The following is a 24,445-nucleotide window of genomic DNA, read 5'->3' on the forward strand; positions in this document are numbered from 1 at the left end:
CGGCGAGCGCACGGTGGATGCGCTGTGGCGGCGCATGGGGCAACTGGTTGATCTGTTCTCGGCTCAAGAGTGTGCCAATTACTTCAGATCAGCTGGATATGTAATTAATTAAATCGAAAATGCTCTATCGCTTCAACCACCGTGGACAAGACCTCAAACCCTTGCTGCACAAGCTTTTGAAGCACACTTCGATCCAGAACATCAAACCCATTCTGGTCCGAAAAAGCTAGGAATTACCCTTCCTGAATACAGGCCAAGCAGCATGCCCGACTGTCTACCGTAGCATCAGGGCGCTTTGCAGAGCAGAACGCCATCAGTGGGCATCAATCATTGAACTGGCCCTCGTGATAGGAGCCGCGGGACTCAAGACCGGCACCCTCTCCCACCATCACGGATAATGCCGGCCCGCAAAAAACCACCCCACCGCCCCACCGCCCCACGCCCCACCATGCAAGCGCACGAACTGGAACTGCTCGCCCCGGCGCGCGATGCCGATATTGGCATCGAGGCCATCAACCACGGCGCCGATGCCGTCTACATCGGCGGGCCGGCCTTTGGCGCGCGGGCCACGGCAAGCAATGCCATTGCCGACATCGAGCGACTGGTGCGGCACGCGCACCGCTATCGCGCGCGCATTTTCATCACGCTCAACACCATCTTGCGCGACGATGAGCTGGAGGCGGCGCGCCGCATGGCCTGGCAGGTGTACGAGGCGGGCGCCGATGCGCTGATCGTGCAGGACATGGGTCTGCTGGAGTTGGATTTGCCGCCCATCCAACTGCACGCCAGCACGCAGACCGACATCCGCACGCCCGAGAAGGCGCGCTTTTTGCAGGACGTGGGCTTTTCGCAAATCGTGCCCGCGCGCGAGCTGACGCTGGCGCAGATCGCCGCCATCCGCGACGCCATCGACCCGGCGCGCACCACGATTGAGTTCTTCATCCACGGCGCGCTGTGCGTGGCCTACAGCGGCCAGTGCTACATCAGCCACGCCCACACGGGCCGCAGCGCCAACCGGGGCGATTGCTCGCAGGCCTGCCGCCTGCCCTACCAGGTGCAAGACAGCCAGGGGCGCTTCATCGCCTACGACAAGCACGTGCTGTCGATGAAGGACAACAACCAATCGGCCAACCTGGGCGCGCTCATCGAGGCGGGCGTGCGCAGCTTCAAGATCGAGGGCCGCTACAAGGACATGGGCTATGTGAAAAACATCACCGCCCACTACCGCCGCCTGCTTGATGAGCAGATCGAGGCCAGCCAATCGGGCGCCCGGCCGCTGGCGCGCGCCTCCAGCGGGCGCACCACGTTTTTCTTCACGCCCGATCCGCAGCAGAACTTCAACCGCGCCTTCACCGATTACTTCGTCAACGGCCGCCAGCAGGACATTGGCGCGTTCGATTCGCCCAAAAACCCCGGCACGCCCATTGGCTGGGTGCTGGCCATCAACAAGGCTGCCGTCAATAAAGCCGCCAGCAAGGCCGCGCCCGCCGCCAGCGCAGGCCGCCAGGCCGCCAAAGCGGGCCGCCAGCGCCCGGCAGCGGCTGCTGCGCTTTCTGCCACGACCACTGCCAACGCCAGCGCCGCCGACAACTGGCTGGACGTGCAATTGAGCGACAGCGCCGCGCAGCTCTCCAACGGCGATGGCCTGTGCTATTACGACCTGCGCGGCGAGCTGGTGGGCATGGCCATCAACCGCGCCGAGCCAGCGCCCAGCGGCCGCCCCGGCCAGTGGCGCATCTGGCCCAAAGACCCGATCGCCAGCCTGAAAGACCTGCGCAAGGACTTGACGATCAACCGCAACCGCGACATGCACTGGCAGCGCATGCTCGAGCGCCCCTCCAGCCAGCGCCGCATCGGCCTGTGGGCCACGCTCAGCGAGCCGCAGCCGGGCCAGTTGCTGCTGCAATTGAGCGATGAGGACGGCTTTGCCGCCAGCGCCCAGGCGGCGCACCCGCAGCAGGCGCCACGCCAGCCGCAGACCCTGGCCGAGAGCGAGCGCGCCGCCGCCCAGCAGTTGCAGCGCTTTGGCAACACGATGTTCGAGCCGCTGGCTGTGCAGGCGCGGCTGCAACAGAGCTGGTTTTTGCCCGCCTCGCTGCTCAACCACCTGCGCCGCGACGCCCTGGCCGCGCTGGAGGCGGCGCGCGCCAGCGGCTACGTGCGCCCGCCGCGCGCCCAGCCTGTAGAGCCGCCCGCGCCCTTCCCCGAGGACACGCTGACGTATCTGGCCAACGTGCTCAACCACCAGGCGCACGCCTTCTACCTCAAGCACGGCGTGCAGGTGATCGACGCGGCCTACGAGGCCGACCAGGAGCTGGGCGAAGTCAGCCTGATGATCACCAAGCATTGCGTGCGCTATTCCATGAGCCTGTGCCCCAAGCAGGCCAAGGGGGTGATCGGCGTCAAGGGCACCATCAAGGCCGAGCCGCTGCACCTGATCAACGGCAAGGAAAGGCTCACCCTGCGCTTTGACTGCAAGCCCTGCGAAATGCACGTGGTGGGCAAGATCAAGCCCGGCGTGCTGGCTCAGCAACGCCAGGCCCAGCAGCAGGCGTTGGCCGAAGGCGTGCCCATGCGGTTCTATCGCCAACGCCCGGCCGGCACGCGGCATGTATAATCGCCGGTTTCCCTGGGCAGGGGCAGGCTTGCCGCGCCGGGGGGAAACCACAAGTGGCTGCAGGCAGATCGGCAACGATCACCAAGGGTCAGCGCGCGCGGGCTGCAGCGGCAAACGCCATTGCAACGGCGCGGGCGGCACGCCTGAACAGCCACAATGTCAAACAAGTCAGGAAACTGTTATGCCAAAGATGAAGAGCAAGAGCAGCGCGAAAAAGCGTTTTCGCGTTCGCCCGGGTGGGACCGTCAAGCGCGGCCAGGCGTTCAAGCGCCACATCCTCACCAAGAAGAGCACCAAGAACAAGCGCCAGCTGCGCGGCGCGGTGAATGTGCATGAAACCAACCTCGGCCACATGGCGCAAATGCTGCCATTTGCCGGTCTGTAATCAGAAGGAGTCACGCACATGCCTCGCGTCAAACGTGGTGTTACGGCACATGCCCGTCACAAGAAAATCCTGAAGCTGGCCAAAGGTTTCCGCGGTCGCCGCGGCAACGTCTTCCGCGTTGCCAAGCAAGCGGTGATGAAGGCTGGCCAATACGCCTACCGCGATCGCCGCAACAAAAAGCGCGTGTTCCGCCAGTTGTGGATCGCCCGTATCAATGCCGCTTCGCGCGAATTGGGCCTGACCTACAGCCAGTTCACCAACGGCCTGAAGAAGGCCCAGATCGAAATCGATCGCAAGATGCTGGCCGATCTGGCCGTGCATGACAAAGCCGCATTCGGCAGCCTGGTCGAGCAGGCCAAGGCCAAACTGGCGGCGTAATCGCTTCACCATACAAGGCAATTTGCCTTTTCCGCCGTCGGGCCGGGCTTTGCGAATCTGCATGCAGGTTCTCTGAGCGCCGGCCCTTTTTTCTTTTGCAGCGCGTGGCGCACCGCCTGCGTGTGATTCCATCCCTGCCGCCGGCAGCCTGCGCGGCATTGCGCCGGCACTGGCAGGCCCAGGTCGGCCGCTGCGGCCAAGCCCTTGGCCCCTGGGATTGGAATGCCAAGGCCAGCCCCGCGCCGCCCCATCCGCTGCCAGCCCCTGCGCTGCCAGCGCCTGATTTGAGAGCACGGATATGAGCACCGATCTGGCTGCCCTGGTCGAACAGGCCCAAGCCCAATTTGCACAATGCGCCACCCCGGCGGCGCTGGAAGATGCCAAAGCCCGCTTCCTGGGCAAGAGCGGCCAGATCACCGCGCTGATGAAAGGCATGGCCCAGCTCAGCGTGGAGGAGAAAAAGACCCAGGGCGCGGCCATCAACCAGGCCAAGCAGGCCATCGAAGCAGCGCTGAACGCGCGCCGTCAGGCCCTGGCCGATGCCGAGCTGCAGCGCCAGTTGCAGGCCGAGCGCCTGGACGTGAGCCTGCCCGGCCGCCGCCGCGAAACAGGCGGCCTGCACCCCGTGACCCTGGCCTGGGAGCGCATCGAGCAAATCTTCGGCTCCATGGGCTTTGACGTGGCCGATGGCCCCGAAATCGAAAACGACTGGTTCAACTTCACCGCGCTGGGCAACCCGCCCAACCACCCCGCGCGCTCCATGCAGGACACCTTCTACGTGGACATGCAGGGCGAGGACGGCCAGCCCTACTGCCTGCGCACCCACACCAGCCCGATGCAAATCCGCTACGCCACAGCCCATGCGCGCAAGCACGCCCAGGCCCTGGCGCGCGGCGAGGTGCAGGAAGTGCGCGTCATCGCCCCCGGGCGCACCTACCGCGTGGACAACGACGCCACGCACTCGCCCATGTTCCACCAGGTCGAGGGCCTGTGGCTGGGCGAGAACGTCAGCTTCAAGGACTTGAAGGCCACCTACCTGAACTTCTGCCGCGCCTTCTTCGAGGCCGATGACTTGGTGCTGCGCTTTCGCCCCAGCTACTTCCCCTTCACCGAGCCCAGCGCCGAGATCGACATCCAGTTCCAAAGCGGCCCACTGGCGGGCAAGTGGCTGGAAGTCTCCGGCTCCGGCCAGGTGCACCCGCAGGTGGTGCGCAACATGGGGCTGGATCCGGAGCGCTTCATCGGCTTTGCCTTTGGCTCGGGCATCGACCGCCTGGCCATGCTGCGCTATGGCGTGAACGACCTGCGGCTGTTCTTTGACGGCGATGTGCGCTTTTTGCAGCAGTTCCGCTGACCCCATCTGCCGGATCAACCGCATGAAACGCCCTGCCCTGTTCACTGCCACCCTGGCTTTGGCAATGGCGCTTGCAGGTGCAACAGCCAGCGCCGCCGCGCCCGGCTACGACACCGTGCGCCTGAGCGACATCGATTTCAGCTACAACGCGCCCGCCGAAGGCAAAGCCTGCTGCGGCACGCTGACTGTGCTGGGCAAGGCCACCAACACCAGTGATCAAGCGCTGGAAGACCCCACTTTCGAAGTGCAATTCTTCGATGCCCAGGACAAGCTCATCGATGCCTTCAGCGAGTCCACCTACGGACTCAACCTGCCGCCCGGCCAAGACATGATGGTGCGCCTGAGCGACCGCGCCCGTCACGAAGCCGGGCGCTACGCCAGCGCCCAAATCCGCCTGATTTCGGGTGCATTCACCGAAGCCGGCAGCGGCCCGCAAGCTCCGGCGTTTGCGCAAACCATCTGGATGCGGCTGCTGCTCAATTGGGGCCCCATGCTGCTGCTCATTGGCGTCTGGCTGTGGCTGATGCGGCGCTCCGGTGGTTCAACCTATTCCAGGGATCTGCTGGCCTCGGTGCAAGAACAAAACCAGCTGCTGGCGCGCCAAGCCGCCGCCCTCGAACGCCTTGCCGACCATGCGTCCGCGCGCGATGCGCGCGACGCCCAAACCTAAAGCACACACCATGCAATTCCCAGAATCCTGGCTGCGCGCCTTCTGCAACCCGCCTTTGAACACCGAGCAACTGGCCGAGACCCTGACCATGGGCGGCTTCGAGGTGGAGGAGATCCGCCCGGCCGCGCCGCCGTTTGGCGGCATCGTCATCGGCGAGATCAAGGAGGCCGTGCAACACCCGGATGCCGATCGCCTGCGCGTCTGCCAGGTGGACGTGGGCGCGGCGGGCGATGGCGCGCTGCTGAACATCGTCTGCGGCGCGCCCAATGCGCGCGTGGGCATCAAGGTGCCCTGCGCCATGGTGGGCGCCGAACTGCCGCCGGGCGAGGATGGCAAGCCCTTCAAGATCAAGGTCGGCAAGCTGCGCGGTGTGCAAAGCTTTGGCATGTTGTGCTCGGCGCGCGAGCTGGGCATTTCCGACGAGCACGGCGGCCTGCTGGAGCTGCCCACCGACGCCCCCTTGGGCCAGAACGTGCGCGAATACCTGCGCCTAGACGATGCGCTGCTGACCATCAAGCTCACGCCCAATCTGGCGCACGGCCTGAGCGTGTACGGCATCGCGCGCGAGCTGGCCGCGCTGACCGGCGCGCCGCTGCACACACCAGCCATCCCCGCCGTGCCCGCCACCATGAGCGAAACCCTGCCCGTGCAGGTGCAGGCTGCCGATCTGTGCGGGCGCTTCTCCGGCCGCATCGTCAAGGGCGTCAACCCCCAGGCCACCACCCCGGCGTGGATGGTCGAGCAACTCGCGCGCTGCGGCCAGCGCAGCGTCTCGCCGCTGGTGGACATCTCAAACTACGTCATGTTCGAGTACGGCCAGCCCAGCCACATCTTCGATCTGGACAAGATCGAGGGCAGCCTGCACGTGCGCTGGGCCCGCGCGGGCGAAAGCCTGGAGCTGCTCAATGGCAACACCGTCGCGCTGGATGAGCAGGTGGGCGTCATCGCCGATGAGCGCCAGGTCGAATCGCTGGCGGGCATCATGGGCGGCAACGCCACCGCCGTGGGCGATGCCACGCGCAACATCTACATCGAAGCGGCCTTCTGGCATCCCGAGGCCATCCAGGGCCGCTCGCGACGTTTCAACTTCGCCACCGATGCCGGCCACCGCTTCGAGCGCGGCGTGGACCCCAGCCGCACGGTAGAAATCATCGAGCGCATCACCGCCCTGGTGCTGGAGATCTGCGGTACGCCGCACACCCAGGTCGGCCCCATCGACGACCAGCGCCTGCGCCTGCCCGAGGCGCGCCCCATCGAGCTGCGCGTGGCGCGCGCCGCCAAGGTCATCGGCATGGCCATCAGCGCCCAGCAGTGCGAGGAGGTCTTTGCCCGCCTGGGCCTGCCCTGCGAGCGCGTGGCCCATGCCGAAGGGGAAGGCGAAGGCGAAGTGCTGCGCGTCACCCCCCCGCCCTACCGCTTTGACCTGGCCATCGAGGCCGATCTGATCGAGGAAGTCGCCCGCATCATCGGCTTCAACCAATTGCCCGATACCGCGCCGCTGGCGCCCATCGTCGCGCAAGCCCCCAGCGAAACCCAGCGCGGCCAATTCGCCGTGCGCCGCCTGCTGGCGGGCCTGGGCTATCAGGAAACCATCAACTTCAGCTTCGTGCAAGAGAGCTGGGAGCGCGACCTGGCCGGCAACGCCAACCCCATCGGCCTGCTCAACCCCATCGCCGCGCCCATGAGCGTGATGCGCTCCAGCCTGCTGGGCTCGCTGCTGAGCGTGCTCAAGTTCAACCTGGACCGCAAAGCCAGCCGCGTGCGCCTGTTTGAAGTCGGCCGCGTCTTTGCGCGCGATGCCAGCGTGCCCACCAGCGAGGCCAGCGTGCAAGGCGTGCACCAGCCCCTGCGCGTGGCCGGCATCGCCTATGGCGACGCCGCCGGCCGCCAATGGGGCCAGGCCGAGCGCCGCGTGGATTTCTACGACCTCAAGGGCGACGTGCAGGCCCTGCTGGCGCCCGCTCAGGCCGAATTCGTCCCCTGCGAGCACCCTGCGCTGCACCCCGGCCGCAGCGCCCAGGTGCTGCTGCACGGCCAGCCCATCGGCGTGCTGGGCGAGCTGCACCCCAAATGGCGCCAGCAGTGGGAGCTGCCGCACGCGCCCATGCTGTTCGAGCTGGATTGGCAGGCCGTGCTGGCGCGCCAGCTGCCCAAGGCCCAGCCCGTGCCCCGGCACCAGCTGATCGAGCGCGACATCGCCATCGTCGTGGCCGAGGCCACCGCCTATGCCCAGGTACACCAGGCCATCGTGCAGGCCAAGCTGCCCATCGCCCTGGCCCATGCCCTGCTGTTTGACATCTACCGCCCCGCCGCCAGCGCGGGCGCTGGTGAGCAGGCCGCGCCGGGCAGTCAGGGCGGCATTGGCCCGGGCGAGAAAAGCCTGGCCATGCGCCTGAGCTTTGACGGCGCCGGCGCAGCCCTGACCGATGCCGACATCGATGCCGCCGTCGCGGCTGTGGTACAAGCGCTGGAGCGCGCCGTGGCCGCGCGCCTGCGCCGCTGAAAGAGCCCATGCCATGACCGAGTTCCCCATCGACATCGCCAGCCTGGAGCCCAACTCGCTGACCAAGGCCCAGCTGGCCGATCTGCTCTACGAGCGCATCGGCCTGTCCAAGCGCGAATCCAAGGACATCGTCGACGCCTTCTTCGAGCTCATCGCCAGGCAACTGATCGCTGGCGACAGCGTACGCATCTCGGGCTTTGGCAACTTCCAGGTCCGCACCAAGGCCGCGCGCCCGGGGCGCAACCCTCGCACCGGCGAGGCCATCCCCATCGAAGCCCGCAGCGTGGTCACCTTCCACGCCAGCAACAAGCTCAAGGAAAAAGTCCAGCCCTGAGCGCCTGTTCGGACGCCTCTGCACGGCAGGGCGTCGAACAGACTCTTGCGGCGCTCTTGCGCCCCATGCAGGCTTGGCCCTGAATGGCCTGGGCCAGCCAGCGACTGGCGTTATGATGGCGCGCGCTGCCATGCCATGCCATGCCGTGCGCTGGCCTGTGCCCATCGGCACCAAAACGGCCAGGGCCGCCACGCACGGGCAGCGCGCGCCAGCCATCGCTGTGCACGCCATGGCCATTGTCTGCCTGCTATGAACACCCCCTTGCCACCCATCCCCGTCAAGCGCTACTTCACCATTGGCGAAGTGGCCGAGCTGTGCGACGTCAAACCCCATGTCCTGCGCTACTGGGAGCAGGAATTCACGCAGTTGCGCCCCATGAAGCGCCGCGGCAATCGGCGCTATTACCAGCACCACGAGGTGCTGATGATCCGCCGCATCCGCGAGCTGCTCTACGAACAGGGCTTCACCATCAGCGGCGCACGCTCGCGCCTGCAGAACTGGAGCCCCAGCAAGCCTCCGGCCGCCGAGGCTGCGCCCGCCGCCGAGCCCGCCGCAGCAGTCCATGAACCCGCCATGGGCAGCGCCATGGCGCCCCAGCAGCAAGGGCCCGGGCAGGCGCAAGCCAGCCTGTTCACAGCGCCTGCGGCCCACCCCGGCATGGCCGGGCCTGTCGCCAGCGCCAGTACCAACGCCAGCGCAGGCGGCCTGTCATGGGATGAAGTGCGCGAGGAGCTGTCAAAAATTCGCGCCATTTTGTCCAACTAGGCAAAAAACTAGGCTAGAATCTCGCGTTTTCGGCGTGTAGCGCAGCCAGGTAGCGCACTTGCATGGGGTGCAAGGGGTCGCGAGTTCGAATCCCGCCACGCCGACCATTCACACGCATTGCATCGTCAGCGCCTCAAGCCCTTCGGGGCGCCAGTCACTGACATGCCATGCACCAAGACCCTATCGTCTAGCGGTTAGGACATCGCCCTTTCACGGCGGTAACCGGGGTTCGAGTCCCCGTAGGGTCGCCAAAATTGGCTCGCTGCAGCCCAAGCCCATGGCACCAAGCTGCAGCGCCTGTTGGCACTACCAGGAGCGGTAGTTCAGTTGGTTAGAATACCGGCCTGTCACGCCGGGGGTCGCGGGTTCGAGCCCCGTCCGCTCCGCCACAACATGAAAACCCTTGCAACCTACCGGCTGCAAGGGTTTTTTTCTTGGCCGCTTTTCTTCGTACTTTTCCTGGCTCAGCTTCGGTAGATGGGCTCGAAGGCCTGCTGCTCGATCGCCTGCAGCGGTAGGGATTGGCCGGCCCAGAGCGCCAGCAACGGCCCGGGCAGCTCCAGCGTTTGCTCCAAGTGGTCACACAGGCGGGCGCATTCGGGCTCGTCCAGGCCATCATGGGCCTGGATGAACAGCACATAGGCGCGGCGGCGGGGGAATTCGCGCAGCTGCTTGCGCACCAGCCAGGCCGTGCGGATCGGGGCCGTCTCGCGCAGCTGGGCCCGCAGCTGCTGCAGCTCGAAATCGCCCAAATCGTGGCGGGAGATGCGCTCAAAGCAAGGGGTTTCATGCAACTCCTGCCAAGCGCGCGACTCGGCGGCCGTGGCCTCTTTCAGGCGCTGCCGCCAGAGTTTGAGCAGCGCCTCGTGTGCCGGCTCCTCTTGCAGGGCCTGCTGCAGCCATTGCACGGCGTGGTCGCTGGCCCACCACTGATACTGGGCATCGACCGCCCACAGCCGCTCGCACAGGGCCAGAGTGCGCGCATCGCGGGCGGGCAAGTTGGTGATCAGGGCCTGCAGGGCCTGGGCATGGTTCGGATCAGCGGCCACTGCCTGCTCAAACAACGGCGCCACTGCCGCCCTGGGGTTGAGTCGCTGCAACAGCAGGCCCAATTCCGTCAGCTCATCGGCATTGGCCTGCGCCTGCCGCGCCTGCAAGGCCTGCACGCGCTGGGCAAGGCGCGCCAGATGGTGGTGGTGGCTGCGCCAGCGTTGGTGGTGCTCACGGCGCCACTGCTGGTCCAGCAGCTCAATCCAGCGCCTTGGCTCACGCAGCAAGCCCATGGCCGGCTTGACCGACCAGGCCGGCAGCACCGCAGGCTTTTGCAGGGCCTCGATGCGCTCGCGCAGGCTGGGGTGGGTGTCGTCGGGCTGGGGGCGCTGCCGCAGCGCCTGGCGCAAGGCCGTTTGCGCAAACTCGGGCTGTGGCGGTGCGGCCAGCATGGTGCGCATGGCGCTATAAGGCCCGATGGGCGCGGGCTGAGCGGCGGCCTGGCTCCAGTGGGCGGGCCAGAAATGCCTTTCCAGCCAGATCGCTTTCACATCGAGTTCCACCAAAGCGGCTGCGGCCGTGCTGCGCCCGGTCAGGCTGGCGGCAATGCGGTCGGCCTCGTATTCGTCCTGCCTGGCCATGGCAAAGGTCTTGGCGCAAAAGCGCGGGAAGTACCAATCGAGAAACTGGTCGGTGGCCACGCCGGCAAAACTGAAGTTGCGCTCCAGGCTGGCGTGCAGACGCGCCCAGGACAGGCGGCTGCGATAAATCCATGCGGCAAAGCGCCCATGGTCGCCACGCAAGTGGCCGTATTCGTGCGCCAGCACGGCACACAGGCGCGGGGTATCCAACGCCATCAGCATGGGCAGGCCCACGGTCAACGTGTTGCGCGCCGCGCCGAACAGGCCAAACCGCGGCGTCTGCGTGATGCAGGCATTGAAATCGCCATCGAGCAGCACCTGATGGATGGGCGGGCCCTGCACTTTCTTGCGGATGCGCTCGAGCAGCTCGAACAGGCGCGGCGCGTCTTCGCGCGTCAGCTCCAGGCCCTGGGGCGGCGGCAGGCGCAGCCACAGTGCGCGCAGCCCGGCCCACAGCAGCGAGAGCGCCGCCACCAGCAACCAGACATACCCTCCATGAAATCGCCCCTTCCAGATCGCCGCCAACAATACTCCCAGCAAAATCAGGCCCACACAGACGAAACCCAGCACCCACAAATAACCCAAAGCGGCAAACCAAAACACAGAACGCCGATAGGCCCGCTCATCGCTGGCGCTGTCCTGCTCCGACAGGCGCACCAAATGAATGAAGTCCGAATATTTCATGGGTATCACACCCCCGCATGAGTGAAATGCAGAAGCTGCCTTGCAGCTGGTAGGTTTCATATCGTAACAACGCCCTGGCCATTCACTGCGCTGGGTGGATTGGCAGTGATGTCGCCACCCGCCCGCCCCTTGGCACGCGCTCGGCCTTGGCGCTATCCTTTGCGCCGCCCCGCACAAGAGGGCGGCATATTCAAAGGAGACATTCCCATGGCAAGGCATGCACCGGGCGGCCGCTGGCCGCTGTTACTGTTGACCGCCACCTGGCTGGCCGCTTGTGGCGGCTCGGACGATGGGGCCCCAGCGCCTGTGGCCCCCAGCTACCAGGCCGAGCTGCGACGCACGGCCATGGGCATCGCCCACATCAAGGCCGAGGACTGGCGCGGGCTGGGCTATGGCCTGGGCTATGCGCAGGCCCAGGACAACCTCTGCACCCTGGCCGATGCCTTTCTCACCTACCGCGGCGAGCGCTCGCGCCATCTGGGCGGCCAGGCGCTGGCGGTGAACAACAGCACCATCGGCCGGCCACGGAACATCGACTCGGACTTTTTCCATCGCCATCTGTTGCCTGACGATGCCGTGCAAACCATGGCCGCCGCGCAATCTACGGACATGCATGCGCTGGTGGACGGCTTTGCCACTGGCTACAACCGCTATGTGCGCGAAATCCAGGCCGGCGAGCACCGCAGCGCGCACGCCGCCTGCCGCGCGCAGCCCTGGGTGCAGGCCATCACCGCCCAAGACCTCTGGCGGCGCATGATGCAGGCCGGCCTGGCTGCCGGGCACAGCAATTTCGTGGCCGCCATCGCCAATGCCCAGCCCCCGGCCGCTGGCGGCGGCAAAGCCGCACCGGCCGACTGGCCCAAGCCAGGCCAGGTGCACACGCCCCGGCTGGAGGTGGGCGGCAGCGCGGGCGTGGGCAGCAACATGTACGGCTTTGGCAGCGCCGTCACCGGCGGCGATGGCCCGCTGCTGTTTGGCAACCCGCACTGGTACTGGAAGGGGGCCGACCGCTTCTACCAAACGCAGCTGACCATCCCCGGGCGCATCAACGTCAGCGGCGTGTCCTTCCTGGGCGTGCCGCTGGTGCTCATCGGCTTCAATGAGCACGTAGCCTGGAGCCACACCGTCTCCACCGCGCGGCGCTTTGGCCTGTTCCAGCTCAGCCTGGTCGAAGGCTCGCCCACCACCTACCTGGTCGATGGCCAGCCCGTGCCCATGCAGGCCACACCCATCAGCGTGCAAGTGCGCAACGACGATGGCAGCCTCAGCACCGTCACCCGCACGCTCTACAAAAGCCGCCACGGCCCGCTGGTCAACCTGGGCGCCATGCACCCCGCGCTGGGCTGGGGCAGCGCCAGCGCCTTCGCCATGCGCGACATCAACAGCGACAACCACCGCATCTTCCGCAACTGGCTGCGCTGGGGCCAGGCCACATCGCTGCAGGCCTTCATCGCCATCCAGAAGCAAGAATCCGCCGTGCCCTGGGTGAACACCGTGGCCGTGGGCCGCGGCAGCGACCAGGCCTGGTACGCCGACATCGGCGCCGTGCCCAACGTGCCCGACGCGCTGCTGGCCCAGTGCGCCACGCCCGCCAGCCAGGCCCTGGCCGCCGCGCTGCCGGGCGTGCCGGTGCTCAACGGCGCGCGCAGCGCCTGCAACTGGCAAAGCGATGCCGACTCGGCCCAGCCCGGCGCCCTGGGCCCGGCGCGCATGCCCAGCCTGCTGCGCAGCGACTACGTGGCCAACATGAACGACAGCCACTGGCTGGCCAACCCGGCCGCGCCGCTGAGCGGCTACCCCGCCATCTTCGGCCCCGCCGGCAGCAGCGCGCAAACGCTGCGCACCCGCCTGGGGCACATCATGGCGCAAGAGCGCCTGGCCGGCGCCGATGGCTACCCCGGCCGCCAGGCCAGCTCCGCCATCGTGCGGGACATGGTGCTCAACAGTCGCGTGCTGAGCGCCGAGCTGTTCAAGGAACCGGCGCTGGCGCTGGTGTGCACCGAGGCCAGCATCGAAGGCGTGGACGTGCGCGCCGCCTGCGCCGCCCTGCAAGCCTGGGACAACCACGGCCACGCAGACTCACGCGGCTCGCACCTGTGGGACGAATTCTGGGGCCGCGTGCAAGTGCCAGCCGCGCAGCTGTTTGCCGTGCCCTTCGATCCGCAGGACCCGCTGCACACCCCGCGCGGCCTGCAGGCCAGCGCCGCGCCCGCGCTGCGCAAGGCTTTCGCCGCCGCCGTGCAGGCCGTGGCCGCCAGCGGCGCCGCCATGGACGCGCCGCGCGGCCAGCTGCTGTACGCCAGCCGCGATGGCCAGCGCATTGCGCTGTACGGCGGCTGCGGCGGCCTGGGCTACTTCACCATCGCCTGCTCCGAGCTGCCCCTGGGCCAAGGCGGCTACGCCATGGACGGGCAACCGCACGGCAATACCTACATGCAAGTGGTGAACTTTGCCAGCAGCGGCGTGCAGGCGCACAGCTTCCTGACCTTCTCGCAATCGGACGACCCGGCCTCGCCGCATCACGGCGACTACACCCGCGCCTATGCCGCCAAGCAGTGGCACCGCGTGCCATTCACCGAAAGCGAAATCACAGGCCACAGCAGCTACCGAACGCAAACGCTGAGCCAATAGCGTGTGCAAGGGGGCCAGCCGCGCCCCAAGTTGCTGACCGCGCAAGCGCCACAGCCCCCCCCACGCCACAGCCCCAAAAAACGCCTTGCCATGCGCCCCAAGGAAAGGAGCATGGCAAGGCGTTCTGCCGACTGTGCGTGAGTTTTGACGACCCCTGGCCCCTTCAAGGGCCTTGCGTGATCTCCAGCTGCACGCGGCGGTTTCTTTGCCGGCCCTGCGGATCGTCGCTGCCATCGGGGTGCGCATTGGGCGCAATGGGCTGGCTCTCACCGTGGGCATGCACCTGGATCGGCTGGGCCAGCACGTCCTGCAGGGCGGCGGCCACGGTGTTGGCGCGCCGTTGCGACAGGGCCATGTTGTAGTCCTCGCTGCCCTTGCTGTCCGTGTGGCCGTGCACGCTCAGGCGCACGTCCTGGTAGGCCTGCAGCAGCTCGCGCACCTTGTCCAGCACGGGCTGCGCATCGGGGCGAATGTCGGATTTGTCGAAATCGAACAGCACGTCCGAGGGCAGCTCCAGCACGATGCGTTCCTGGCCTTGCTGCACGGCCTTGAGCTCGCCCAGCAGCTCTTGCGTGCGCTGCAGGTGCGCCGCGCTGGTTTTGCTGGGGCGCAAGGCGCTGGCCGCGGCCGCCTGGGCAGGCTGCAATTGGCCAGCTTGCGCCGTGGGTTGCCACTGTGTGGCGCGCGGTGCGGCCTGCAGATTGGCCGGTTGCGCCGGCTGCGCCTGCAACTGCGTGCGCCGGGGCGCGGCCTGCAGCCCCGAGGCCGCTGGCGGCTGTTGCGGCTGCAGGCCCGTCTCGGCCCTGGGCGGCGCTGGCTGCAGGCTGGCTTGCGCCACTGCGCTGCCGGCGCTCACGGCCAGGGCCAGCGGCCAGGCGCAAGCCGCCCATGTGCGCAGCGTGCGCATCGCACGCCTTTCACTCTGTCGTCTCAACATGGCATGCCCCTTGTTCGTCAAAACAGTGCCTGGCGCAGATTGGCCCACAACGACTGCATCAAGGCGCAGGCAACGCCATCACCAGGGCCGAGGCCCTGGTCGATGTGGCCGAGTGCCCATCGTTGATGACCAGCGTCAGCCCTTGCGCATCGGCCGGCAAAGCGCCCTGGAACACCAGCTCGCCCACCATGGCTTCGTTGTTGGCGATCAGCAGCTTGGGGTTGTCGGCCGAGCGCTGCAGCATGAGGCGGTCGCCCGCGGCGGTGCGCAGGAAGGTCTCGCCCCCGGCCAGCTCCGTGCCGCGCGGGCGGCGGCGGTTGCTGAAGGCGATGCTGACCTGCAGCCGGGTGCGGTCGGCCTCGCGCTGCACCGATTGCACCTGCACCAAGAGCCCGCCTTCGTTGCTGGCCTGCACCGGATAGCGCACATCGGCCGCCAGCTTCGCCGCATCGGCGCCCACGCTGTGCACCCGCAGCTGGGATTGGATCTCGGGCGGCACGGCGATGGGCAGCTTCAGCGCAGGCGCTCGGGTGTCCTGCTCGCCATTGCCTTCATTGACCACCAGCGTCAGCTGCTGGGTGCCCACGGGGATGGCGCCCAGAAAGGTCAGCTGCCCTTCCATGGAGGCGTTGTTGGCAATTGGCACATTGGTATCCTCGGCCGGGCGCTTGAGCAGCAGGCGAGTGCCGCCATCGGTGAGCAAGAAGGTGTCGCCACCGGCCAGCTGCGCGCCCTGCGGGCGGCGCTGGTTGGCAAAGGAGACGGCCACATCCAGCACCGTGTGGTCGGGTTGGGCGGCCATGCCCTTGACACGCAGATTCCAGCCGCCCTCGCTGCTGGCCTGCGCCTGCACGGCCGTCATCTGCGCCGCCGCGCTGGTCTGCGCCTGCGCTGCGGGCAGGCCCCAGGCCCACGCGCTGGCGGCCAACGCCAAACACATACAGGCCCGCGCGGCGGGCCTGGCAGTCAGCCTGAAGATGTCTGAAAACACGCGGTGGTTTTTCATGCAAGCTCCTGTCGTCATGGATCGGAATCGGCCCCTGGCCTCCAAGCCGGGCGGCCAGGCATGATGGCACATCCCCAAAATGGCGGGCAAGCCATGTGCACGCCTGCCGGGCTGGAGTGACGCGAGGGCGCATCAGCGCATGCACAGTTCAGCGGATGGTCACGCTGTTGATTTGCACCGGGCCAGTGCGCTGGCCTGTCGCGCCATCTTGCGCCTCGGCGCAATCGCCGACGATGCGCACATCCTGCGTATTGCGCCCGGTCACCACAACCGTCTCGCCCCGCAGCGCACGGCCTTGAATGTTGACGCTGTTGACGTTCACGGCAGCGTTGGCATCGCAATGCACCTGGATGCGCTCGGCCCGGTTGCCCGTGACTTCGATGCGGTTGCCGTGCTGTGGCTGGGCCTGTTGTGCCGGCATTTTCTGCTCCTGTTTCTGCGCTTGTTGCGGATGCCCAGATTGCGCCCAGCTGCCGCTGGCCATGGTCAGCATGGCCGCGGCTGCGGCGCAGGCGCCCAGGGCAATTCGGTGATGGCGGTGGTTCATGGCATGGCCCTCCTGAGGTGGAAGAAGTGGTGCTGCGCTCAGCGCCCGGCTCATGGCGCGGATGACTCTTGCCCGGGCTGCGCCGGTGTGGCCGGATCAGGCTGTGGTGGCGGTGGAGGCGCAGTGACGATCGAGCCCTGGCGCAGCCCTGGTATCGACACTTCGGCAGGCATGGGCGCAGCGCGATCGACCGGGTGCGCCTGCATGGCCGCAGCGCCCGGCATCGGGCTGGCGTGCACCGCTGCAGCGCCTCGGCCGGGCGGCTTGCCAGATGCAATGGCCGCGCCCATTTCCTGCGCAAAGCGCTCGGACAGCGCCAGCTCCTCGGCCGCCATTTGCGAGCCCAGACTTTGGATCAGGCGCGCCACATCACGCCCACTGCGCTGGCCTTGCGCCGCAGCAAATTGCTGGGTCAGGCGTGCATAGCCCAGCGCCTTGACCGAATCCTGAGGCACGCCCTGGCCCTTGTGGTACATGCGGCTGAGGCGCTCCATGGCTGCGGGATCGCCACGCACGGCCGCCATCAAATACCAACGATAGGCCTGGCCGATGTCGGCCATGGGCGAGCGTTCGTTGCGATAGGCATCGCCCACCAGCGCCATCAGCACCGGGTTCTGGCTTTGCAAGGCCTGGGCCTGCAGCTCGCGCAATTCGTTGTGAAACAGCGCGCCGCTGCAGCCCAGCCCGGGCTGGCCTTTGTCCAGCGCCTCCTGGCAGGCCTGCACATAGCGTGCGGCATTGCTGTGCGCGGCCGCCTGCGTCGTCGTCGGCGGCGGCGCTTCAAGCTGTGGCTGCGCCCAGCACCATGTGGCCGCCCCCATGCAGGCTGCGGCCAGTGCCAGGCCACGGCGCAGCCGTTTCGGTTGCGGCTGCGGCCTTGGCGGCGTGGGCGTTGTCTGGTGGTTGTTGATTTGCCATTGGCTCATGCTCAGCCCTCCTCATAACGCACCGGCTCAGCCTGCGTGCGGGCGCGCTGCGCGGCCTCCTCGGCCTGGCGCTGTGCAGCTTCCTGAGCCTGCGCAGCCTCGCGCTTGAACTCCTCATCCCATGGCATGGGCACGTTGAAGAACAGGGGCTCGAAATGCTCCCAGCGCGTGAGGTCGATCTGCGCGCCCAACTGCGGGAAATGCGCCGCATACACCTGGGCCACGGCCTGGGCCGTGGGCGCATCGAGCTGCTGCGTCACCTGCACGGGCTGCTGGTACTTTTGCAGCATCACCTGCGCCAGGCCGATGCGCACCTGCGGGCTCAGCGCCTCGAAGGCGTTGCGCATGTTCTCCACCACCACCGGATCGGGGTGGCCATTGGGGATGGTGCGCCAGTACGGGGTGTTGGTGACCTTGCCGACGATTTCCAGCACGCTCAAATCCACCAGGGTGCGAATGGCCGAATGCCGGCCCTGCATGTACTTGCCCTCGGTCTTGAAGCCAAAGGCGTCGCCGTAAAAGCCCAGGCTGGCATTGCGCTCGCTGGTCATGTCCAGCACCTTCACGACGTTGGAGGACTGCATGCGCGGCACCATTTGCTGCGTCTGGAAGTTGACCACGTTCAAGTCCAGCGCCAGCGCCGAATAAATCGCCACATTGGTGGCGTTGTAGCCCAGGGCCGTGCTGCCATGGCCCTTGCCGAATTCGACCGAGGCGTTGTTGGAGCGGCCCGCGCCCGACAGCGCGCGATCGAACTCGGTCAGCGCGCCGGTGATCAGGTAATCGGGCATGGTGACGCCGAACTGCCCGCCCAGCTGGGCCTGGGCCACCAGGTAATCCGGGTGGTAGGGCACGTACACCACCTTGGCGCCAATGCGGTTGAGCGCCGTGCGCACCATCTCGGTCACATCCCCGGGGATTTCGGCCCCGGCCAATGGGCTGGAGAGGTTGGTGGAATCCAGGATGGTGCGCGACTGCACATACAGCACCGGATCGCCGGACTTGTAGACATTGAGCATGTAGCCCAGGCGCTGCAGCGCCTGGGAGTACAGGTTCAGGTTGGCCTGCGGCAGCTCGCGCAGCTCCTGATAGGTGGCCAGCTGCTTTTGCGCATCGCGCATGGCGTGTTTGGGCGTCGAGCAGGCAGACAGCAGCGCCGTCGCTGCCAAAGCAGCGCACAGCCCGGCACGGCCGGGCCAATGGTTTTTCATTGTTGTATTCACGAAATTCTCTTCAATGGACAAACCGGCAGGCACCGGCGCAAAACGCACAGTGCCTGACCTGGGGGGATCGGATGGAATGCAGGCAGCCTGCCCCCATGCGGCAGGCCGCCGCGCCACTCACCGGCGGTTGTTCAGCACAGTGATGTTTTCCACGCCCTCGCCTTCTACATACAGCGTGACATTGCCCGAGACATTGCCCTGGATCACCGGGCTGGCCACGCGCACCGAGCCATCGGGGCCCTGCGTGACATCCGTGTAGTCCGTGCGGATCACGAGGTTGCTCTGGTTGGGCGGCAGTCGCAGCGTGCCGTCCTCGCCCACCATGGCCCTGGCATCGACCATGGAACGATCGGCCAGCGCCTTGGCCACGCGCGAGCGCGCCGCCACGCTGGGCGTGACGGTGTCCGTGACCTTGATCTCCTTGTCCTGCATGTCCTTGTACATGCTCATGGCCGTGCCGTACTGCACCATCTGCGCCTGCGCCAGGCCGGCGCTGCCCAGCCAGGCCAGGGCGGCACAGCTGCTTGCCACTGCGGTGCGATGGATTGCTGTTCGTCTGCGCATTGCTTGCTCCTCATTGAAAGACAAAGTTGTAGGCCGGCGCGATCAGCACGCTCTGGTTGATCACCCCGGTGGAGGGCACGGTATAGGTGTAGCCCGGGTTGGCCACATGCGGCACATTGGCCGCCACGCCCGCTGCCCCCACCAGCGCGCCGGCATTGATGACGCTGCCCGTGGTCGTGCCCGGCGCCGCGGCGCCCCGGTTGGCAACGATGTTCACCGAGCCCGTCATCACGCCGTGGTTGATGAGCGAATTGACCGTACCCCCGGCCGTGCTCGACTGGTTGCCGGCAATCAGCACGCGCCCGGCCAACAGCCCGTTGTTCACCACCGAGTTGCTCACCCCGCCCATGCTGGCCGAGCCGCGATTGCCCACGATGCTGACATCGGCGGCCATCATCCCGTTGTTGACCACGCTGTTGACCGTTCCGCTCGTGGAAGCCGTGCCATCGTTGCCGACGATGTTCACCCGGCCCGAGAGCTGCCCTTGGTTCTTCACGGCATTGGCCACGCCCGCCGAGCTGGCATTGGCCTTGTTGGCCGCCAGCACGATGCGGCCATTCAGCGACCCGCTGTTGTGCACCGAGTTGGCCAGCGCATTGCCGCTGGCCTGCCCCTGGTTGCCCACGATGGTGACGCTGCCCGACAGACTGCCGCCGCTGTTGTCCACGCTGTTGAGCACGCCGCCAGCGGCCGCCTGACCCCGGTTGTTGAGGATGGCAATCTGCCCGCCCAGGCGCCCATGGCGATTGCGCACCGAGTTGGCCAGTGCGGCATTGGCGCTGCCGCGGTTGCCACTGATGGTGATGGCGGCATTGCCCAGACTGCCGCTGTTGATCACCGAGGCATTCGCCCCACCCTGGGTGGCGCTGGCCTGGTTGTTGGCGATCGTGATGCGCGACTGGGCAATGCGCCCGCCTTGCTGGTTTTTCACGCTGGCCACCGCGCCACCCGTGCCGATGGAGGCGCGATTGCCCGTGATGCCGATCGAGCTGTGCGTCACGCTGGAGCCGCCATCGGCCTGCACGCTGCTGGCCTCGGCCCCGGCCGCATCCGCATGCACCTGCTGGGCCTGATTGCCCACCACATCAAAGCGGCTATTACTGGCCGTGCCATCGATGGTCACGCTGTGGACCAAGGCCTGCTGGCCCTGGCTGGAGCGCACGCCAGTGGCCTGGTTGCCGGCCACGCGCATCTCCAGCGCGCGCAGGCCTTGGGCCCTCTGGCCCAGCGCCACGCTGTTGACCGAAGCGCCGCCCTCCTGCGCATCGACGCGCTCGATTCGGTTGTCCTCCACCAGCAAGCTGCTGGCTGTCAGCGGGGCCTGGATGTCCAGCGTATTGAGGTTCACATCGGCAAAGCTCTGCCGCTCGTTCACACCGAACAGGCCGCGCGTGGTCTGAGCAAACGCGCTCACCGATGCCGCCTGGTTGTTGCGCACCAGAGCCTGGCTTTCCAGTAACCGGCCACGTTGGCTCAGCGCCAGCGTATTGGCCTGCACCAGCGCGCCATCGGCATGCACTTCCTCGGCCCGGTTGGCCTGCACCTGCACATGGCTGTCGTTCAGGCTGGCGCCCTGCTGCCCTTCCAGATACACGCTGTTGACTGCAGCAATGCCATGGCGCGACGACCCGTAGCCCAGCGTCTGCTGATGGTCGCCACGCGCATGGATGCCCTGGGCGCGGTTGTTCTCGATCGTCACCGGCGTGCGCACCAAACTGGCGCCCCGGTAGGCGGCCAGCGACTGCACCAGCGCCGTGCCGCCCATGCCGGAGACCAGCTCGGCGCGGTTGCCTGCAATCTGCAACTGCGAATCGGCATCGACGCTGCTGTGATCGTGCAGCAGCACCGCATTGAGCGCCGCCCGCGCACGGGTGTGGCTGCTGCTGATGGCCGTGCTGCTGGATTCGGCCTGCGTCTGCACCTCGGTGGCCGTATTGCCCTTCAGCCAGACCGGCGCATGCAAGGCGCTGCCCGAGCCATCGCCACGCTCCAGGCTGACGGAGTTGGCCGTGATGCTGCCGCCATCGGCATGCAACTGCCCGGCCGTATTGGCCTGCAGCGCCAGCTGCGGGCTGCGCCACTGAGAGCCAACCACCGCCAGGCTGTTGGCCAGCACCACCGCATCCTGCTGGGCCTTCCACAGCAGGCCGCCGGCCAACTGCTCCTGACCGCCTTGCGTGCTCAGGCCCTGAGCCTGGTTGCGCTCGATCAGCACCTGCCCATCCTGAAGGCTGGCCTGCTGATCGGCCAGCACGCTGTTGGCCATGGCCTGGCCGCCGCGCACGTCCAGGCCCCGCGCCTGGTTGGCCTGCTGCAGCACTTGCATGTTCTTGAGCACGGCCTGATCGGCCAGCACCACGCTGTTGGCCCCAGCGCGGCTGGAGCGCTCTGCCGCGCCCAGGACGCCGCCCAATGCAGACACACTGCCGCCATTGGTGCGCACCTGCTGCGCGCTGTTGTCCTGCTGCGTCAGGCCGCTGGCATCGAGCTGCGCCTGCAGCGCCCAGACGCTGTTGGCCAGCGCCACGCCGCCACGCGCCTGCACATCCTGCGCATCGTTGCCGGTCTGCGTGTGCTCGTTGCGGCCCGTCAGGCGGGAGCGATCCAGGTTAATGCTGTTGGCCAGGGCGCTGGCATGGTTGTCCACCGAGGCCAAGGCCCCCATCAGCACGGAGCCCTCGCCACCGAATGCGCCAATGCGCTGGGCCACATTGCCTTGCTGCACGGCGTGCCAATCGCGCACCTGACCGTCCATTTGCGTCAACGCCATGGAGTTGGCCAGGGCGCCGCCGCCAGCCCCAACGATCTGGCGGACCTCATTGCCTTGCTGGTGCAGGCGGCTATTGCTCAGCTGCGTCTGTGCCAATGCGATGCTGTTGGCCAGCGCCGCACCCTCGAGCTTGGCCTGCGCCAGCGCGCCATAGCCCAGCGCGGCCGAAGCTCCCGAGGCCAGAACCTCGCTGGCCGTATTGCCATGCTGATGAATGCGCACCTGCTTCAAGGCCGACTGGCTGGCTGTCAGCACATTGGCCAGGGCCGAGCCCCCCACACTGCGCACGCCATGCGCACGCTGCTGGGTGTTGCTGATTTCAGAATCCTCTACATCAGTGCTTTGCAGCAACACGCTGTTGGCGCTGGCGCGCCCCGGAATCTGCAGCGAGGCGCTGCCCAGAAAGGCATACAGCTCGGCGCCCTGGGCGTGGACATCGCCCACCTCATTGCCGGCCACCGTCACCTGCGAGCCCTGCAGGCGTTTGCGCTCGCCCTGGCCGGAAATCAAAATGCTGTTGGCGCTGGCTGCGCCGCCCAGGGTCGTCATCGGCCCGCTGAGGCGGTTGCCGCTGACCAGCAGTTGGCTTTGCCCCACGTCCATGGCCTCCAGACCAATGGTGTTGACCTGTGCCGTGGCGATCAGACGCAACACACCTGCCAAGCCAAACCCCAGGCTGCCGCCCAGGCCCACGGCCTCGACCTTGGCCGCGCTGCGGTTGCCCGATACCGTGATGGCGCTGGAGCGGATGCTGCTGCCAGGGTTGCCCTCCATGACCCAACCCAGGCCATGCAGCATGTTTTCCTGCGCCTGCACCGGCCATGCCGCCAGCGCACAGGCTGCAGCGCAGGCCGCGGCCACCACGGTCTTGTCCATTCGCACCATAAAAACTCCAGCGCCCAAAAAAACTCCGGGAACCTCTGGCGACAGACTGGCCCGGAACACGAGAACCAATCCGCGCCTGCGCCACCCTCACAAGCCGGAGGCGCAGGCGCGGATTGCATTCATGCCGTATCAGTTGATGTTGACGCTGTTGACGTTGGCCGTGCCGCCAATGGCGTAGATGTCCTCGGCGGTGTTGCCCGTCACGTTGATGACGGAGTCACTGACCTCGGAGCCGGTGATGTTGACGCTGTTGACGTTGGCAACGCCTTCCATTTCCAGCTCGAACACCTTGATGCCTGCGCTGCCGCCGCCAGCGATCACGTTCTTGGCCGAGTTGCCCGAGACGTTGATGGTGCTGTTCTTGATCGTCGAGCCGCTCGAGCCTGACGCGGAAAACAAGCCAGGAATACTGGCATTGCCAGACTGGGCCATGGCGCTGGACGCCAGTACCGAAGCGAGCAATGCACCCACACAAACCAGTTTGCGAGACATAGGGGTTCTCCTAAAAAGTTCAGAGCATTCGCCAAGACATGACCGACCATGTGGGCCCCATGGCCCTGACGCGACCGGCACAAGGCCTGACGGACAACTGAGTCGGGCAGTCTCACTGCCTGACCAGCGCTGCGAAATTTAAGAAAAACCCGCACGCCGCCGATGCGCAAAATGTTCGCGACTGTATGGAGTTGCAAGCGCCGCCACCGTGCCCCGCCCCAAGTGATCGGCACCTGCACTGCCCGCTTTCAATGGGGTTGCTGTTGGTTGCAATCCTTGATGGGCGCTTACCAAAAGCACATTTTTGCGACGCAGGCGGCGCAACAGTCTCACTATCATCGCCGCGCCCTTCACTGCGGCCCCCGCTGCGCCATGGCCTGCCTGGCGCCCTTGCCACAGGACTTCTCTCGCCCATGAATGCCCCGTATTCGCCAGCCCTCAGCGCACAGCGCTCTCCCAGCCCGCGCCACCTTGCCGCGGCCGGCGCGGCCTTGCTCGCCCTGGCGTTGAGCGCCTGCGATCTGCGCGGTGCGACGTCTGGCGCCATCGCCTACCCCGATGACACAGCCATTACCAAGGCCTTGCGCATCGACTGGGACAGCGACCCGGCAGGGCAGCAGGCCCAGGCCTTGCTGCACACCCTGGGCGGCCCCGGGGCCAGCGTGCGCTACCGCATCCACCGGGTGATTGCGCAGCCTGTGGGCTTTCTTGTGCAATACGATGCCGTTGTGCAGCTGCAGCAGGACGGGGCCCAGAGCCTGCAGCAGTTCCAGCGACAACTGGCCGCGCAATTGGCTCAGCAGGCTCAGCAAAGCGCAGCGAAGGGCAAGGGAGACAACGCCCCAGCCGCTCCAGGCCAACAAGCGCCGCAACCATCGGGCGATCCGGGCAAGGCCGAGCTGCAAAAAGCCATCGAGCAGCTGCGCATCACCCAGGCAGAGCAAGCCCAGGCTTTAGACAACATGCTGCAGAACATGCAACAGTGCTACCAAGAACGCCACAAGGGCGATGAGGTGGTGCTGATGGCGCGGCTGCGGGCCCACCTCTGGCCCGAGCGCAATCAGGGCTGGTATGCAGAAAAAATCGCCGCGCCGGACATGCAGATCGCCTGCCTGCCGCTTTAAAGACCTGTTCAAAATCCCG

The 24,445-nt window shown here is 66.7% G+C and carries 19 protein-coding genes and 3 tRNA genes; 13 read left to right on the forward strand and 9 right to left on the reverse strand.

The window, feature by feature from the left end:
- The first annotated feature begins 448 nt into the window (after positions 1–448).
- The 11 genes from CK625_RS14110 (at position 449) to CK625_RS07695 (ending at position 9,395) form a co-directional block, all read left to right on the forward strand.
- Positions 449–2,617 (forward strand): peptidase U32 family protein, encoded by a 2,169-nt coding sequence (locus CK625_RS14110; RefSeq protein ID WP_238945569.1) that lies wholly within the window; start codon positions 449–451, stop codon positions 2,615–2,617.
- Positions 2,618–2,798: 181 nt separating this feature from the next.
- Positions 2,799–3,002, forward strand: coding sequence for a 50S ribosomal protein L35 (gene rpmI, locus CK625_RS07650; RefSeq protein WP_095539728.1), 204 nt, complete (start codon positions 2,799–2,801; stop codon positions 3,000–3,002).
- Positions 3,003–3,020: 18 nt separating this feature from the next.
- Entirely contained in the window at positions 3,021–3,380 is a 360-nt protein-coding gene (gene rplT, locus CK625_RS07655; protein WP_095539729.1) for a 50S ribosomal protein L20, read from the forward strand.
- 298 nt (positions 3,381–3,678) lie between these two features.
- Complete coding sequence (gene pheS, locus CK625_RS07660; protein ID WP_095539730.1) at positions 3,679–4,734, forward strand: phenylalanine--tRNA ligase subunit alpha; 1,056 nt, start codon at positions 3,679–3,681, stop codon at positions 4,732–4,734.
- A gap of 22 nt (positions 4,735–4,756) precedes the next feature.
- On the forward strand, positions 4,757–5,404 hold the full coding sequence (locus tag CK625_RS07665; RefSeq protein WP_095539731.1) for an FxLYD domain-containing protein: 648 nt from the start codon (positions 4,757–4,759) through the stop codon (positions 5,402–5,404).
- Between the two features lie 10 nt (positions 5,405–5,414).
- Positions 5,415–7,907, forward strand: coding sequence for a phenylalanine--tRNA ligase subunit beta (gene pheT, locus CK625_RS07670; protein WP_095539854.1), 2,493 nt, complete (start codon positions 5,415–5,417; stop codon positions 7,905–7,907).
- 13 nt (positions 7,908–7,920) lie between these two features.
- A complete protein-coding gene (locus tag CK625_RS07675) occupies positions 7,921–8,241 on the forward strand; it encodes an integration host factor subunit alpha (RefSeq protein WP_095539732.1) in 321 nt (106 codons plus the stop codon).
- A gap of 249 nt (positions 8,242–8,490) precedes the next feature.
- Positions 8,491–9,006: a MerR family transcriptional regulator gene (locus tag CK625_RS07680; RefSeq protein ID WP_095539733.1), complete on the forward strand. Its 516-nt coding sequence runs from the start codon at positions 8,491–8,493 to the stop codon at positions 9,004–9,006.
- A gap of 30 nt (positions 9,007–9,036) precedes the next feature.
- A tRNA-Pro gene (locus CK625_RS07685) sits at positions 9,037–9,113 on the forward strand.
- 69 nt (positions 9,114–9,182) lie between these two features.
- Positions 9,183–9,257 (forward strand) — tRNA-Glu (locus CK625_RS07690).
- A gap of 61 nt (positions 9,258–9,318) precedes the next feature.
- A tRNA-Asp gene (locus tag CK625_RS07695) sits at positions 9,319–9,395 on the forward strand.
- Positions 9,396–9,470: 75 nt separating this feature from the next.
- Here CK625_RS07695 and CK625_RS07700 read toward each other — a convergent pair.
- The gene (locus CK625_RS07700) at positions 9,471–11,321 is read right to left on the reverse strand and encodes a M48 family metallopeptidase (protein WP_095539734.1); all 1,851 of its coding nucleotides are present in this window, start codon (positions 11,319–11,321) and stop codon (positions 9,471–9,473) included.
- Between the two features lie 207 nt (positions 11,322–11,528).
- Between CK625_RS07700 and CK625_RS07705 the strand changes: the two genes are divergently transcribed.
- Positions 11,529–13,952 (forward strand): penicillin acylase family protein, encoded by a 2,424-nt coding sequence (locus tag CK625_RS07705; RefSeq protein ID WP_095539735.1) that lies wholly within the window; start codon positions 11,529–11,531, stop codon positions 13,950–13,952.
- Positions 13,953–14,115: 163 nt separating this feature from the next.
- On the opposite strand, the gene CK625_RS07710 is transcribed toward CK625_RS07705, so the two are convergent.
- The 8 genes from CK625_RS07710 to CK625_RS07745 all read right to left on the reverse strand — a co-directional run bounded on the left by CK625_RS07710 (position 14,116) and on the right by CK625_RS07745 (position 23,302).
- Positions 14,116–14,859, reverse strand: coding sequence for an OmpA family protein (locus CK625_RS07710; RefSeq protein ID WP_143326222.1), 744 nt, complete (start codon positions 14,857–14,859; stop codon positions 14,116–14,118).
- Between the two features lie 88 nt (positions 14,860–14,947).
- Positions 14,948–15,895, reverse strand: a complete 948-nt coding sequence (locus CK625_RS07715) for a hypothetical protein (protein ID WP_143326223.1) — start codon at positions 15,893–15,895, stop codon at positions 14,948–14,950.
- 148 nt (positions 15,896–16,043) lie between these two features.
- Complete coding sequence (locus CK625_RS07720; protein WP_095539738.1) at positions 16,044–16,442, reverse strand: hypothetical protein; 399 nt, start codon at positions 16,440–16,442, stop codon at positions 16,044–16,046.
- Between the two features lie 50 nt (positions 16,443–16,492).
- Positions 16,493–17,368 carry a tetratricopeptide repeat protein gene (locus CK625_RS07725; protein WP_095539739.1) on the reverse strand — a complete coding sequence of 292 codons (876 nt, stop codon included), beginning with the start codon at positions 17,366–17,368 and terminating at the stop codon, positions 16,493–16,495.
- A 2-nt stretch (positions 17,369–17,370) separates the two neighbouring features.
- Positions 17,371–18,489 (reverse strand): hypothetical protein, encoded by a 1,119-nt coding sequence (locus CK625_RS07730; protein WP_143326224.1) that lies wholly within the window; start codon positions 18,487–18,489, stop codon positions 17,371–17,373.
- Positions 18,490–18,708: 219 nt separating this feature from the next.
- Positions 18,709–19,122, reverse strand: coding sequence for a hypothetical protein (locus CK625_RS07735; protein WP_095539741.1), 414 nt, complete (start codon positions 19,120–19,122; stop codon positions 18,709–18,711).
- Positions 19,123–19,165: 43 nt separating this feature from the next.
- Positions 19,166–22,810: a hypothetical protein gene (locus CK625_RS07740; protein WP_143326225.1), complete on the reverse strand. Its 3,645-nt coding sequence runs from the start codon at positions 22,808–22,810 to the stop codon at positions 19,166–19,168.
- Between the two features lie 129 nt (positions 22,811–22,939).
- Positions 22,940–23,302, reverse strand: a complete 363-nt coding sequence (locus tag CK625_RS07745; RefSeq protein ID WP_095539743.1) for a hypothetical protein — start codon at positions 23,300–23,302, stop codon at positions 22,940–22,942.
- Between the two features lie 413 nt (positions 23,303–23,715).
- Here CK625_RS07745 and CK625_RS07750 point away from each other — a divergent pair, with 413 nt between their 5' ends.
- Positions 23,716–24,426 carry a hypothetical protein gene (locus CK625_RS07750; RefSeq protein ID WP_095539744.1) on the forward strand — a complete coding sequence of 237 codons (711 nt, stop codon included), beginning with the start codon at positions 23,716–23,718 and terminating at the stop codon, positions 24,424–24,426.
- Positions 24,427–24,445 lie beyond the last annotated feature (19 nt).

This window comes from Vandammella animalimorsus (assembly GCF_002285265.1).
Classification (GTDB): domain Bacteria; phylum Pseudomonadota; class Gammaproteobacteria; order Burkholderiales; family Burkholderiaceae_C; genus Lampropedia.